This window comes from Mycobacterium sp. (assembly GCF_050701515.1).
Classification (GTDB): Bacteria; Actinomycetota; Actinomycetes; order Mycobacteriales; family Mycobacteriaceae; genus Mycobacterium.
On record NZ_JBOGDB010000272.1, the window covers coordinates 1 to 13,293 of the forward strand.

At 65.8% G+C, this 13,293-nt stretch carries 15 protein-coding genes; 13 read left to right on the forward strand and 2 right to left on the reverse strand.

Annotated features, from left to right (window positions below; genetic code table 11):
- The 4 genes from ACRDU5_RS20255 to ACRDU5_RS20270 all read left to right on the forward strand — a co-directional run.
- A partial coding sequence (locus ACRDU5_RS20255; protein WP_526616650.1) for an NAD(P) transhydrogenase subunit alpha occupies window positions 1-928 on the forward strand: 928 nt, incomplete at its 5' end.
- A complete protein-coding gene (locus tag ACRDU5_RS20260) occupies window positions 929-1,258 on the forward strand; it encodes a proton-translocating transhydrogenase family protein (protein ID WP_526616652.1) in 330 nt (109 codons plus the stop codon).
- The gene (locus tag ACRDU5_RS20265) at window positions 1,255-2,676 is read left to right on the forward strand and encodes an NAD(P)(+) transhydrogenase (Re/Si-specific) subunit beta (protein ID WP_526616653.1); all 1,422 of its coding nucleotides are present in this window, start codon (window positions 1,255-1,257) and stop codon (window positions 2,674-2,676) included. Before ACRDU5_RS20260 ends, ACRDU5_RS20265 begins: the two co-directional genes overlap by 4 nt.
- Window positions 2,677-2,759: 83 nt before the next feature.
- Window positions 2,760-3,134, forward strand: a complete 375-nt coding sequence (locus ACRDU5_RS20270; protein ID WP_526616654.1) for a hypothetical protein — start codon at window positions 2,760-2,762, stop codon at window positions 3,132-3,134.
- On the opposite strand, the gene ACRDU5_RS20275 is transcribed toward ACRDU5_RS20270, so the two are convergent.
- Complete coding sequence (locus tag ACRDU5_RS20275; RefSeq protein ID WP_526616655.1) at window positions 3,131-3,259, reverse strand: hypothetical protein; 129 nt, start codon at window positions 3,257-3,259, stop codon at window positions 3,131-3,133. The two genes, ACRDU5_RS20270 and ACRDU5_RS20275, sit on opposite strands and share 4 nt — an antisense overlap.
- Window positions 3,260-3,386: 127 nt before the next feature.
- Between ACRDU5_RS20275 and ACRDU5_RS20280 the strand changes: the two genes are divergently transcribed.
- Window positions 3,387-4,082, forward strand: a complete 696-nt coding sequence (locus ACRDU5_RS20280) for a TetR/AcrR family transcriptional regulator (RefSeq protein ID WP_526616656.1) — start codon at window positions 3,387-3,389, stop codon at window positions 4,080-4,082.
- Window positions 4,083-4,526, forward strand: a complete 444-nt coding sequence (locus ACRDU5_RS20285) for an SRPBCC family protein (protein ID WP_526616658.1) — start codon at window positions 4,083-4,085, stop codon at window positions 4,524-4,526.
- Window positions 4,527-4,608: 82 nt separating this feature from the next.
- Here the strand turns inward: ACRDU5_RS20285 and ACRDU5_RS20290 are convergent, their stop codons facing one another.
- Window positions 4,609-5,301, reverse strand: coding sequence for a GntR family transcriptional regulator (locus tag ACRDU5_RS20290; protein WP_526616660.1), 693 nt, complete (start codon window positions 5,299-5,301; stop codon window positions 4,609-4,611).
- 129 nt (window positions 5,302-5,430) lie between these two features.
- On the opposite strand from ACRDU5_RS20290, the gene fadD5 reads away from it, so the two are divergent.
- The 7 genes from fadD5 to ACRDU5_RS20325 all read left to right on the forward strand — a co-directional run.
- Window positions 5,431-7,065, forward strand: coding sequence for a fatty-acid--CoA ligase FadD5 (gene fadD5, locus ACRDU5_RS20295; protein WP_526616661.1), 1,635 nt, complete (start codon window positions 5,431-5,433; stop codon window positions 7,063-7,065).
- 213 nt (window positions 7,066-7,278) lie between these two features.
- Entirely contained in the window at window positions 7,279-8,076 is a 798-nt protein-coding gene (locus ACRDU5_RS20300) for an MlaE family ABC transporter permease (protein WP_526616662.1), read from the forward strand.
- A 1-nt stretch (window position 8,077) separates the two neighbouring features.
- Window positions 8,078-8,947: an MlaE family ABC transporter permease gene (locus ACRDU5_RS20305; protein ID WP_526616664.1), complete on the forward strand. Its 870-nt coding sequence runs from the start codon at window positions 8,078-8,080 to the stop codon at window positions 8,945-8,947.
- A gap of 5 nt (window positions 8,948-8,952) precedes the next feature.
- Window positions 8,953-10,260, forward strand: coding sequence for an MCE family protein (locus ACRDU5_RS20310; RefSeq protein WP_526616665.1), 1,308 nt, complete (start codon window positions 8,953-8,955; stop codon window positions 10,258-10,260).
- Complete coding sequence (locus tag ACRDU5_RS20315) at window positions 10,257-11,288, forward strand: virulence factor Mce family protein (protein WP_526616667.1); 1,032 nt, start codon at window positions 10,257-10,259, stop codon at window positions 11,286-11,288. The genes ACRDU5_RS20310 and ACRDU5_RS20315 overlap by 4 nt, the downstream gene beginning before the upstream one ends.
- On the forward strand, window positions 11,285-12,877 hold the full coding sequence (locus tag ACRDU5_RS20320) for a virulence factor Mce family protein (RefSeq protein ID WP_526616668.1): 1,593 nt from the start codon (window positions 11,285-11,287) through the stop codon (window positions 12,875-12,877). The genes ACRDU5_RS20315 and ACRDU5_RS20320 overlap by 4 nt, the downstream gene beginning before the upstream one ends.
- Before the next feature lie 9 nt (window positions 12,878-12,886).
- A partial coding sequence (locus tag ACRDU5_RS20325) for an MlaD family protein (protein WP_526616670.1) occupies window positions 12,887-13,293 on the forward strand: 407 nt, incomplete at its 3' end.

Sequence of the window (13,293 nt, forward strand, 5' to 3'; positions counted from 1 at the left end):
CCTCTATATCGAGGCGGGTGCCACGATCGGCGACGGCTGGGCGGCCGACATCGTGGTCAAGGTGGCGCCGCCGACCGCCGACGAGGTGGGCAGGCTGCACAACGGGCAGACCCTGATCGGTTTTCTGGCCCCGCGCAACTCCGACAATCAGATCGAGGCCCTCAAGGCGGCGGGTGTGCAGGCGTTCGCACTGGAGGCGATCCCGCGGATCTCCCGGGCGCAGGTGATGGATGCACTGTCGTCGCAGGGCAACGTCGCCGGCTACAAGGCCGTGCTGCTGGCCGCGTCGGAGTCGACGCGGTTCTTCCCGATGCTGACCACCGCGGCGGGCACGGTGAAGCCGGCCACCGTTCTGGTGCTCGGGGTCGGGGTGGCCGGACTGCAGGCCCTCGCCACGGCCAAGCGGCTGGGCGCCCGACCGACGGGTTACGACGTGCGGCCCGAGGTGGCCGACCAGGTCCGCTCGGTCGGCGCGCAGTGGTTGGACCTGGGTATCGAGGCCAGCGGCGAGGGTGGCTACGCACGCGAGCTGACCGAGGAGGAGCGCGCCGAGCAGCAGAAGAAGCTCGAGGAGGCGATCACCGGGTTCGACGTGGTGATCACCACCGCGCTGGTACCCGGCAAGCCCGCGCCGAAGTTGGTGACCGCCGCCGCGGTGGAGGGGATGAAGCCGGGCAGCGTGGTGGTCGACCTGGCCGGCGAGACGGGTGGCAACTGCGAACTGACCGAGCCGGGTGAAACCGTCGTCAAGCACGACGTGACGATCACCTCGCCGCTCAACCTGCCGGCGACCATGCCCGAGCACGCCAGCGAGTTGTATTCCAAGAACATCACCGCGCTGCTGGAGTTGCTGATCTCCGACGGGAAGCTGGCGCCGGATTTCGATGACGAAGTGATCGCGGCGTCCTGCGTCACACGGGAGGGATAGATGTACGACCAGTTGTTGGCCAACCTGGCGATCCTGGCGCTGTCCGGGTTCGTCGGCTTCGCGGTGATTTCCAAGGTGCCCAATACGCTGCACACGCCCTTGATGTCGGGCACCAACGCGATTCACGGCGTCGTGCTGGTGGGTGCACTGGTGGTGCTGGGCAGGGTCGAGCACCCGTCGATCGCCATCCAGGCCATCCTGTTTGTTGCGGTGGTGTTCGGCACGCTCAACGTGGTCGGCGGATTCGTCGTCACCGATCGCATGCTCGGCATGTTCAAAGGCAAGAAGCCCCAACCTGTTAAGGCCGAGTCGAACGGACAAGCGCGATGAACTACCTCGTGGTCGTCCTGTACTTGATCTCATTCGCGATGTTCATCTACGGCCTGATGGGTCTGACCGGGCCGAAGACCGCGGTGCGTGGCAACTGGATTGCCGCAGCGGGCATGGCGCTCGCGGTCATCGCGACGCTGATCGCGATCCGGGACACCGAGCACTGGCCGCTGATCATCGCCGGCCTGCTGATCGGTGTGGTGCTGGGTGTGCCGCCGGCCCGGCTGACCAAGATGACCGCTATGCCGCAGCTGGTGGCGCTGTTCAACGGCGTCGGCGGTGGCACCGTCGCGCTGATCGCGCTATCGGAATTCATTGACACCGAGGGGTTCTCGGCGTTCAAGCACGGCGAGTCGCCGACGGTACACATCGTCGTCGCGTCGTTGTTCGCCGCGGTCGTCGGATCGATCTCGTTCTGGGGATCGATCATCGCGTTCGGCAAGCTGCAGGAGATCCTGCCCGGCCGGCCGATCGGCCTCGGCAAGCTGCAGCAGCCGCTGAACATCTTGTTGTTAATGGCCGCGATCGCGGCCGCGGTGGTGATCGGTCTGGCCGCCCATCCCGGCGTCGGCGCGTCACTGTGGTGGATGATCGGACTGCTGGCCGCCGCGGGCGTGCTGGGGCTGATGGTGGTGCTGCCGATCGGTGGTGCCGACATGCCGGTGGTCATCTCGCTGCTCAACGCGATGACCGGATTGTCCGCAGCCGCAGCGGGATTGGCGCTGAACAACACCGCGATGATCGTGGCGGGCATGATCGTCGGCGCGTCGGGTTCGATCCTGACCAACTTGATGGCCAAGGCGATGAACCGGTCCATCCCGGCGATCGTGGCGGGCGGGTTCGGCGGCGGTGGCGTCGCGGTGGGTGGCGACGATGGCGGCGACAAGCACGTGAAGTCCACTTCGGCAGCCGATGCCGCGATCCAGATGGCCTACGCCAACCAGGTCATCGTGGTGCCCGGCTACGGGCTGGCTGTTGCGCAGGCGCAGCACGCCGTGAAGGACCTGGCGGATCTGCTTGAGAACAAGGGTGTTCCGGTCAAGTACGCGATTCACCCGGTGGCCGGCCGGATGCCGGGTCACATGAATGTGTTGCTGGCCGAGGCCGAAGTCGACTACGACGCCATGAAAGACATGGACGACATCAACGACGACTTCTCCCGCACCGACGTCACGATCGTGATCGGCGCCAACGACGTCACCAATCCGGCGGCGCGTAACGATCCGTCCAGCCCGATCCACGGGATGCCGATCCTCAACGTCGACCAGAGCAAGTCGGTGATCGTGTTGAAGCGGTCGATGAACTCAGGGTTCGCCGGCATCGACAACCCGCTGTTCTACGCCGACGGCACCACCATGCTGTTCGGTGACGCCAAGAAGTCGGTGTCCGAGGTCTCCGAGGAGCTCAAGGCGCTGTAGGTTTCGGCCTCCCGGTGGGCGGGCATCCGTAATTAGCGGGCGCGTTAACGACGCGCCGGTACGCCCCCACGGAAGGAACCGCCATGGATACCGCCAACATCGTCTGGATCGTCGTCGCCGTTATTGCGGTCATCGTCGTGGCAGCAGCCCTGTTGTTTGTCGCACGCAGCAGAGGTAATCAGCGGCGCCGCGTGGAAGCCGAGCGTCTTCACCGGGAGATCGATGACTACACGGTGAAGGTGGACAAGCGGCAGGCGCTCGCCGATGAAACCGAAGCCAAGGCGCGTGCCACTTCAGCCGACGCCGAGGCGAAGGCCGCCGAGGCGGCCCGGCTCAAGGAACAGGCGACCAGCCGTCAACAGGCCGTGGCGGGGTCGCGAGAGGAGCTTGAGGATCGACGCAAGCGCGCTGAGGAGCTGCACCCGGACGTCGGTCCGGATGCCAGCGAAAAGACCTAGACCGGCGGATAGGCGGGCGGCGGGTAGCCGCCACCGGGACCGGAGATGCCGCGCAGTCCCCAGGCGAACCAGTTGAAGAAGAACTCGACCTCGTCGCTTCCGTCATAGTCCGGATTCGGATCCATCGAGAACCTCCCACCTATGGCTTTCCCGCAGTCTAGACCCCGGGGCGGGGCAGGGAACACCCTCAACACCTAAACTGTCCAACCAGTTGATCGATGCCCGGAACGGGCCCGTCGATAGTGGGTTGCCATGTCATCCGAAACGTCACCAAACGGGATATCTCGGCGCGAGGAGTTGCTGACCGTCGCCACCAAGCTCTTCGCCGCGCGGGGCTACCACGGCACCCGGATGGACGACGTGGCCGACGCGGTCGGCCTGAACAAGGCGACGGTGTACCACTACTACGCCAGCAAGTCGCTGATCCTCTACGACATCTACAAGGGTGCCGCCGACTTCACGGTGGACGCGCTGCACGACGATCCGTCGGCCTCGGCCCGCGAGACGATCTACCACTTCACCCGGCGGTTGCTGGTCGGCATCGCCGACAATATCGAACGCGCGGCGGTGTATTTCCAGGAGGGCCCCTACATCACCGAGTGGTTCACCGAGGACCAGGTCGCCTATATCCGCGAGAAGGAGACGCAGGTCTATGAGCATGTGCGCGATGTCATCGACCGCGGCATCGCCAGCGGCGAGTTCTACGACTGCGATTCGCACGTGCTTGCGCTCGGCTACATCGGCATGACGCTGGGCTCCTACCGCTGGCTGCGGCCGCAGGGTCGTCGCACCGCGCCGGAGATCGCCGTCGAGTTCAGCACCGCACTACTGCGCGGCCTGATCCGTGACGAGGCGGTGCGGGCGGATTCCCCGCTGGGTCTCGACGTCGGGGCGCTGCCCGGTGGCACCGACGGCGAGGCACCGACGAAGCGGGCGGGCGCCAAGTAAATGCCGATGGTGAGCAAGACGGTCGAGGTCTCGGCCTCCGCCGAGTCGATCATGGCGATCGTCGCCGATTTCGAGTTGTATCCGGAGTGGAACGAGGAGATCAAGGGCTGCTGGGTGCTGGCGCGCTACCCTGACGGACGGCCCAGCCAGCTACGGCTCGACGTCGTCGTGCAGGGTCAGGCGGGCACCTTCATCACCGCCGTCTACTACCCCGGCCGCAACGAGATCTACACCGTGCTGCAGCAGGGGGATCACCTCGAAAAGCAGGAGCAACGGTTCTCCGTGGTGCCGATGGGCCCGACGTCGTTGCTGACCGTCGACCTCGAGGTCGAGACAAAGTTGGCGCTCCCCAAGACGATGGTGAAGAAGGTCATCGGCGATACGCTGGAATACCTGGCCGACAACCTCAAGGGCCGCGCCGAGGAACTGGCCACCGGCCCGTAGCGTCGTGATTCGTTGGCACCGAGGCTGTAGTTGCCGCACTCTTCACTCGCACTAATCCGCGGTAACAACAGGTTGGGCGCCTTCAACTCCAGATCCCCGTTTCCTCCAGCCGCGCGGTCAATCTCTTTGCGCCGTCGGTGAATTGCCAACTCGTCAGCCGGACCGCCGCGGCCGCGTCGCGGCGGCGCAGCGCGGCGATCAGCTCGCGGTGGTTGTCCACCGCCGTCACCCCCCACTGCGGGTCCTCCGCATAGATGAGCGGCGGCATGTAGCGCGCCACGTGCAACAGAAACCAGGCCAGTTTGATCCGGCCGGTCGCGAGATTGAACGCCCGGTGGAACGCGAACTCCGCGGCGGCGACCGCCTCCGGATCGCCGGTCTGCACCGCCACCGCGAGATCCTCGTTGAGCCGTTCGAGCCCGTCGATCTCCGCCTCGGTGATGCGTTCGGTGGCAGCCGCCGCCAGCTCCTTGGCGATGGTGGCCTGCAGCCAGAAGATGTCCCCGATGTCACGGCGGCTGAGCGGGGCGACCACGTGGCCTCGGTGCGGTTCCAGCTGCACCATGCCCTCGCCGCGCAGGGTGCGCAGCGCTTCGCGCACTGGCGTGATGCTGACACCGAGTTGCGCAGCCGTCTCGTCCAGCCGGATGAAGGTGCCCGGCCGCAGCGTCCCGGACATGATGGCCGCCCGCAGGTGACCGGCGACCTCGTCGGACATCTGCTCCCGGCGCACACCGCGCTGCTGGTGGGGAACGACTTTCGCCGGTGCGTTCACTTGGTCTCCCTGGCCCTGCTGCGGGGTTGTCCGCTGGCCGCCGAGGCCATAGTGTGACCGAGGCAATAACAATGTTTGATCAAATATCAACGCCGCGCAACCCGTCGCCGCCAGAGGGAGCCCCAGCCGTTGACCGCTGCACCGTCCCCGACCGATCAGCCACATCTGGCCCGCAGGCACAACTGGACCAACCAGTTGGCGCGGCACGCGATGATGCAGCCCGATGCGACCGCGCTGCGATTACTCGGCCAGACCACCACCTGGGCTGACCTCGACCGGCGAGTGACGGCGCTGGCCGGCGCGCTGAGCCGGCGCGGTGTCGGGTTCGGCGACCGGGTATTGATCCTGATGCTGAACCGGACCGAGTTCATCGAGTCGTTCCTGGCCGCCAACAAGCTCGGTGCCATCGCCGTCCCGGTCAACTTCCGCATGACCCCACCGGAGATCGCATTCCTGGTCAGCGACTGTGACGCCAAGGTCGTCATCACCGAGTCGGTGCTCGCCAACGTGGCCGCCGCGGTGCGCGAACTCGACCCGAGCCTGGCCACCGTGATCGTCGCGGGGTCCGCCACCGACGAGGGCTGGACCGGCTACGACGACCTGCTGACCGAGGCGGGCGGACCGGCCGAGCCCGTTGACATCCCGAACGACGCGCCGGCGTTGATCATGTACACCTCGGGGACCACCGGGCGGCCCAAGGGCGCGGTGCTGACCCACACCAACCTGGCCGGGCAGGCGATGACCAACCTGTTCACCACCGGTGCCGACATCAACAACGACGTCGGGTTCATCGGGGTCCCGCTGTTTCACATTGCCGGCGTCGGCAACATGATCACCGGTCTGCTGCTGGGGCTGCCGACGGTCGTCTACCCGCTGGGCGCGTTCGACCCCGGCGCGCTGCTCGACGTCCTCGAGGCGGAGAAGGTGACGGCGATGTTCCTGGTGCCCGCGCAGTGGCAAGCGGTTTGCGCCGCGCAGCGGGCCAACCCGCGCGAGCTACGGCTGCGGGTGCTGTCGTGGGGTGCCGCTCCCGCCTCCGACACCCTGCTGCGCGACATGTCCGAGACTTTTCCCGGCAGCCAGATCCTGGCGGCGTTCGGACAAACCGAAATGTCACCGGTCACATGTATGTTGTTGGCTGACGACGCAATTCGCAAGCTGGGCTCGGTCGGAAAGGTGATCCCCACCGTCACGGCGCGAGTGGTCGACGAGGACATGAACGACGTGCCGATCGGCCAAGTCGGCGAGATCGTGTACCGGGCCCCGACCCTGATGGCGGGTTACTGGAACAACCCGCAGGCCACCGCCGAGGCGTTTGCCGGCGGCTGGTTCCATTCGGGCGATCTGGTGCGCCAGGACGACGAAGGCTATGTCTGGGTCGTCGACCGCAAGAAGGACATGATCATCTCCGGCGGCGAGAACATCTACAGCGCGGAGGTGGAGAACGTGCTGGCCGCCCATCCAGCGATCGTCGAGGTGGCCGTGATCGGGCGAAGCCACGAGAAGTGGGGAGAGGTGCCCGTCGCGGTGGCCGCGGTGACGCAACCCGCGCTGTCCCTCGCTGATCTTGACGAATTCCTCACCGAAAGGCTTGCGAGGTACAAGCATCCGAAGGGGTTGGAGGTCGTCGACGCGCTGCCGCGCAACCCCGCCGGCAAAGTACTGAAAACGGAGCTACGAAACCGCTTTGGGGGAAAGAATCCGGTTGACGCAGACGAAAGTGCCTCTGCGCCAACGGTTTCTGCAAGTGCGGGCGGGGGTTGACCTAGAAGAGGTGAGTTTGCTAATTGTTAGGGGCTCAATCCGGCGGATGCGGTGCACCGGCGGGGGGCCATCGGGTACAGTCCTGTGGTCTGCCTTACTACCCGCGAGTAGGGAGACGGTGGTCACACACGCGGCGTTGGGGCAAGGAGGGGGCGTGCGACAGGGACTGCCGTTGCGGCGCGCCGAGCGTCGATACGTCGTGCAGGTGGACGGATGACAGCGCAGACCGGGCTCAACGATTACGTCCGGGATCAGACCAGGCCTGCGCTGGAAGCAGTCGGCGGTTTCTTCCGGATGTGCCTGCTGACCGGCAAAGCGCTTTTCCAGCCGCCCTTCCAATGGCGCGAGTTCATCGATATGAGCTGGTTTGTCATGAGGGTCGCGATAATGCCGACCATCGCAGTCTCGATACCGCTGACCGTGCTTCTCATCTTCACCCTCAACATCCTGCTGGCCCAGGTCGGTGCCGCCGATATCTCCGGCGCGGGCGCGGCGATCGGTGCGGTCACCCAGCTCGGCCCGCTGACCACGGTCCTGGTGATCGCCGGCGCCGCGTCGACGGCGATCTGCGCCGACCTCGGCGCCCGCACCATCCGCGAAGAGATCGACGCGATGGAGGTGCTCGGCATCGACCCGATCCACCGGCTGGTGGTGCCCAGGGTGCTGGCCGCGACCCTGGTCGCCACGCTGCTCAACGGCCTGGTGATCACCGTCGGCCTGGTCGGCGGCTTCCTCTTCGGCGTGTACCTGCAGAACGTGTCGGGCGGCGCCTACCTCGCCACCCTGACCCTGATCACCGGCCTGCCCGAGGTGATCATCGCGACGGTCAAGGCCGCGAGCTTCGGACTCATCGCCGGCTTGGTCGGTTGTTACCGAGGGCTGACCGTCCGTGGCGGCTCCAAGGGCCTGGGCACCGCCGTCAACGAGACGGTGGTGCTGTGCGTCGTCGCCCTATACGCGGTCAACGTGGTGCTGACCACCATCGGCGTGCGGTTCGGGACGGGGCGCTGACGTGTCGACAGTCTCCGTCCTACGTTCCCGGTACCCACGGGCAACCGCCAACCTCAACCGCTACGCCGGCAGCGCGGGCCGCGGACTCGGGCAAATCGGCCGGATGGCGTGGTTCGCGGTGGTCAGCATCGGGCAGATCGGCTGGGCGCTGAGCCGCTACCGCAAGGAGACGCTGCGGCTGATCGCCGAGATCGGCATGGGCACCGGCGCAATGGCGGTGGTCGGTGGCACCGTCGCGATCGTCGCGTTCGTGACACTGTCCGGGAGCTCGCTGGTTGCCATCCAGGGCTTCGCATCGCTGGGCTACATCGGTATCGACGTGTTCACCGGCTTCTTCGCCGCACTGATCAACGTGCGTCTCGCGGCCCCCGTCGTTACCGGTATCGCGCTGGCCGCCACGGTCGGCGCCGGCGCCACCGCAGAGTTGGGCTCCATGCGAATCAGCGAGGAGATCGATGCGCTGGAGGTGATGGGCATCAAGTCGATCGCCTATCTGGTGTCCACCCGGATCATGGCGGGGTTGGTGGTGATCATCCCGCTGTACGCGCTGGCGATGCTCATGTCATTCATCTCGCCGCAGGTCGTCACGACGTTCTTGTACGGACAGACGTCGGGCACCTACGACCACTACTTCCGGACATTCCTGCGCCCCGAGGACGTGTTCTGGTCGTTTGTGCAGGTGATCATCATCGCGGTGATCGTGATGATCACCCACTGCTACTACGGGTACAACGCCAGCGGCGGCCCGGTTGGCGTCGGTGAGGCCGTCGGCCGGTCGATGCGCTTCTCGCTGGTCTCGGTGCAGGTCGTTGTCCTATTCGCCGCTTTGGCGCTCTACGGTGTCAACCCGAACTTCAACCTCACGATGTGACCGCCATGACGACGCCAATGGATGTGAACAAGCCACGTAACCCGCCGTATAAGACAGCGGGTTTGGTGTTCTTGTTGGTAGCTGCGCTGGTGACTGCGTTGGTGTATCTGCAGTTTCGGGGCGCGTTTCTGCCGACGACGCCGTTGACGATGGTGGCCGGGCGGGCTGGGCTGGTGATGGATCCGGGAACCCCGGTGACATATAACGGGGTGCAGATCGGCCGGGTGGGCGCGATCGAAGAGGTTGAGCGTGGCGATGAGCCGGCGGCGAAGTTCACCTTGGATGTCAATGACAAGTACCTCGACCTCATTCCGGCCAATGTGAACGCCGACATCAAGGCCACCACGGTGTTCGGCAACAAGTATGTGTCGTTCACCTCGCCGCCAAACCCGGCGCCGCAACGCATCACCAGCTCGGATGTGATCGACGCGTCGTCGGTGACCACCGAATTCAACACGCTGTTCGAAACTGTGGTGTCGATCTCGGAGCAGGTCGACCCGATCAAGCTGAACCAGACGTTGAGCGCGACGGCGGAGGCGCTGGACGGGCTGGGCGACCGGTTCGGGCAGTCGATCATCGACGGCAACGAGATCCTGGCCGATCTGAATCCGCGGCAACCCCAGTTCCGCCGCGACATCCAGTTATTGGCCGATCTGGGTGAGGTGTACGCCAACGCGGCGCCGGATCTGTTCGACGGGTTGGAGAACGCGGTCACCACCGCACGCACGCTCAATGAGCAGCAGGGCAATATCGATGCGGCGTTGATGGCCTCGATCGGGTTCGGCAACACCGGCGCCGACATCTTCGAGCGCGGCGGTCCGTATCTGGTCCGCGGCGCCGAGGACCTGATTCCGACTTCGCAGCTGCTCGACGAGTACAGCCCCGCGTTGTTCTGCACCATCCGCAATTACCACGACGTCGAGCCCAAGATCGCGGCGTCGCTGGGCGGCAACGGCTATTCATTGAGAACCCACTCGCAGGTTGTCGGCGCGAGCAACCCGTACGTCTATCCGGACAACCTGCCCCGGGTGAACGCCAAGGGCGGACCAGAGGGCCGGCCCGGCTGCTGGCAGCCGGTCACGAGAGACCTGTGGCCGCAGCCGTACCTGGTGATGGATACCGGCGCGTCGATCGCGCCGTACAACCACATCGAGCTCGCCTCGCCATTCGGTTGCGCGGGCCTACCCCCTTGCCTACTTCCCATCGTGATTCCCACCCCTCCAGTACCACTCGCCGCGGTGGTGCCGCTGGTCATTCCTGGGATCGAATACATCTGGGGCCGTCAGTTCGGGGAGAACACGATCAACCCATGAAAATCACCGGAACAGCCATCAAGCTCGGCGCCTTCTCACTGGTGCTGCTGCTGTTCACCGCGATCATCATCGTGGTGTTCGGTCAGATGCGGTTCGACCGCACCACCGGCTACTCGGCCATCTTCAGCAGTGCAAGTGGCCTGCGGGCCGGCCAATTCGTCCGCGCCTCCGGCGTCGAGGTCGGCAAGGTCTCCAAGGTCGAATTGATCGACGGCGCGCAGCGGGTCAAGGTCGACTTCGACGTCGAACGCGACCTCCCGCTGTTCGATGGGTCGATGGCGTCGATCCGCTACCTGAACCTGATCGGCGACCGCTACCTGGAGCTCAAGCGCGGCGACAGCGACCAGCGTCTCGCGGCCGGCGGCACCATTCCGATCGAGCGCACCGAGCCGGCACTCGACCTGGATGCCTTGATCGGCGGATTCCGTCCGTTGTTCCGCGCGCTGGACCCGGAGAAGGTGAACAACATCGCTCAGTCGATCATCACGATCTTCCAGGGCCAGGGCGGCACCATCAACGACATCCTCGATCAGACCGCCGAGCTGACTTCCGCTCTGGCCGACCGTGATCAGGCGATTGGCGAGGTGATCCGCAACCTCAATACGGTGCTGGACACCACGGTCAAGCACCAACAGCAGTTCGACGAGACGCTCAACGACTTCGAGGTGCTGATCAGCGGTCTGAAGAACCGGGCCGACCCGATCGCCAGCTCCGTCGCGGACATCAGCGATGCGGCGGGCACCATCGGCGACCTGCTGGCCGACAACCGGCCGGTGCTGCAAAACACCGTCGCCCACCTGGAAACCATCCAGCAGCCGCTGGTCGACCAGAAGGACAAGCTGAACGACATCCTGGTCAGGCTGCCGACCGCGTTGAAGATCATCGGCCGGGCCGGCGGCATCTACGGCGACTTCTTCAACTTCTACGCCTGCGACATCTCGCTCAAGCTGCCGGGACTGCAGCCTGGCGGACCGGTGCGCACCGTCAAACTCACCTCTCAGCCGACGGGTAGGTGCACGCCGCAATGAGGACGCTGGAGGGTTCGAACCGGGTTCGCAACGGGTTGATGGGCATCGTCATCGTGCTGCTCGTCGTCGGGGTGGGGCAGAGCTTCGCCAGTGTGCCGATGTTGACCGCTACGCCGACGTACTACGCCCAGTTCGGCGACACCGGCGGGCTGAATTCCGGTGACAAGGTGCGGATCGCGGGCGTGGACGTCGGCCTGGTGCGCTCCATGGACATCGAGGGAGACAAGGTCAGGATCGGCTACTCGCTCGGCGGCACCCCGATCGGCACCGAGAGCCGGGCGGCGATTCGCACCGACACGCTGCTGGGCCGCAAGAACCTGGAGATCGAGCCGCGCGGTTCAGAGCCGTTGCAAGCCAACGGCGTTCTGCCGCTGGGGCAGACCACCACGCCGTACCAGATCTACGACGCGTTCTTCGACGTGACGAAGGCCGCCTCCGGCTGGGACACCGAAACGGTCAAGCGGTCGCTGAATGTGCTGTCGGAGACGATTGATCAGACCTACCCGCACCTGAGCGCCGCGCTGGACGGGGTGGCCCGGTTCTCGGACACCATCGGCAAGCGGGACGAGGACATCCAGAAGCTGTTGGCCAACGCCAACAAGATCGCGGGGATCCTCGGCGACCGCAGCGAGCAGGTCAATGCGCTGCTGGTCAACGCGCAGACACTGCTTGCGGCGATCAACGAACGCACCTACGCGGTGAGCATGCTGCTGGAAAACGTGAGCCAGTTCTCGGCTCAGGTCGCGGGCTTCATCAACGACAACCCCAACCTCAACCGCGTGCTGGAGCAGCTGCGCACCGTCAGTGACATCCTTGTCGAGCGCAAGTACGACCTGATCGACGTGCTCACGACGCTGAGCAAGTTCACCGCGTCACTGGCCGAGGGCATCGCGTCCGGCCCCTTCTTCAAGGTGCTGCTGGTCAACCTGCTGCCCTACCAGATCTTGCAGCCCTTCGTGGATGCCGCGTTCAAGGAGCGCGGCATCGACCCGCAGGAGTTCTGGCGCAACGCCGGCCTGCCCTCGTGGCGGTTCCCCGATCCGAATGCCGTGCGCTTCCCGAACGCCGCCCCGCCGCCGGGGCCGACGGTGCTGGAGGGGACGCCGGAGCATCCGGGCCCCGGCGTGGTCGCGGGCCACCCGTGCTCGTACACCCCGGCGCCCGGGACCATGCCACGACCGGGCGATCCGCTGCCCTGCGCGCACATGCCGACCGGTCCGTTCGGGCCGAACCCCTATGGCGCAGACTATGTGCCACCGGATGTGGTGACGTCACCGCCGAACGCGCACGGCCCGGCTCCCTCGCCGGGTGCCCCGTCCGCGGGTATCCCGGGTCAGATACCGCCGAATATGCCCGGCGCCCCGGCGCCGCTGTCACCCGGTCCGCCGGGTTCGCGCACCGTCCCGCTGGGACCCGGGCAGCCGGAGTTCACGCCGGGCATCGCGCCGTTGCCGCCGCCACCGCCTGCCGGCACGCCGCCACCCCCCGAGGGGCCACCATCTCCGGGGCCGGGTCAGCAACTGTCGCCCGCCGGCACGCCACCCTTCCCGGGCAACCCGCCGTACCTCCCACCTGGTTCGCAAGGATAGGGCCGAGCAATGTCGACTATCTTCAATGTGCGAAACCTGAAGCTACCGAACGTATCTCGGGCAACCTTGATCATCGGTTCACTCGTCGTGGTGCTGGCGTTGGTCGCGGGCTTCGTGGGTTACCAGCTTTACAAGAGGCTGACCACCAACACGGTCGTTGCGTACTTCCCGCAAACGCTTGCGCTGTATCCCGGTGACAAGGTCCAGATCATGGGCGTGCGGGTTGGTTCGATCGCTTCGATCGAACCCGCCGGCGACAAGATGAAGGTGACGTTCCGCTACGAGTCGAAGTACAAGGTTCCGGCCAACGCCACCGCGTCGATCCTGAACCCCAGCCTGGTGTCGTCGCGCAACATCCAGCTGTCACCGCCCTACACCGGTGGGCCGGTGATGGAGGACAACGCGGTGATTCCCAT

Coding starts and splice junctions, on each gene's coding strand:
- ACRDU5_RS20260 (WP_526616652.1), top strand. CDS start 929: ATGTACGACCAGTTGTTGGCCAACCTGGCGATCCTGGCGCTGTCCGGG.
- ACRDU5_RS20265 (WP_526616653.1), top strand. CDS start 1,255: ATGAACTACCTCGTGGTCGTCCTGTACTTGATCTCATTCGCGATGTTC.
- ACRDU5_RS20270 (WP_526616654.1), top strand. CDS start 2,760: ATGGATACCGCCAACATCGTCTGGATCGTCGTCGCCGTTATTGCGGTC.
- ACRDU5_RS20275 (WP_526616655.1), bottom strand. CDS start 3,259: ATGGATCCGAATCCGGACTATGACGGAAGCGACGAGGTCGAGTTCTTC.
- ACRDU5_RS20280 (WP_526616656.1), top strand. CDS start 3,387: ATGTCATCCGAAACGTCACCAAACGGGATATCTCGGCGCGAGGAGTTG.
- ACRDU5_RS20285 (WP_526616658.1), top strand. CDS start 4,083: ATGCCGATGGTGAGCAAGACGGTCGAGGTCTCGGCCTCCGCCGAGTCG.
- ACRDU5_RS20300 (WP_526616662.1), top strand. CDS start 7,279: ATGACAGCGCAGACCGGGCTCAACGATTACGTCCGGGATCAGACCAGG.
- ACRDU5_RS20310 (WP_526616665.1), top strand. CDS start 8,953: ATGACGACGCCAATGGATGTGAACAAGCCACGTAACCCGCCGTATAAG.
- ACRDU5_RS20315 (WP_526616667.1), top strand. CDS start 10,257: ATGAAAATCACCGGAACAGCCATCAAGCTCGGCGCCTTCTCACTGGTG.
- ACRDU5_RS20320 (WP_526616668.1), top strand. CDS start 11,285: ATGAGGACGCTGGAGGGTTCGAACCGGGTTCGCAACGGGTTGATGGGC.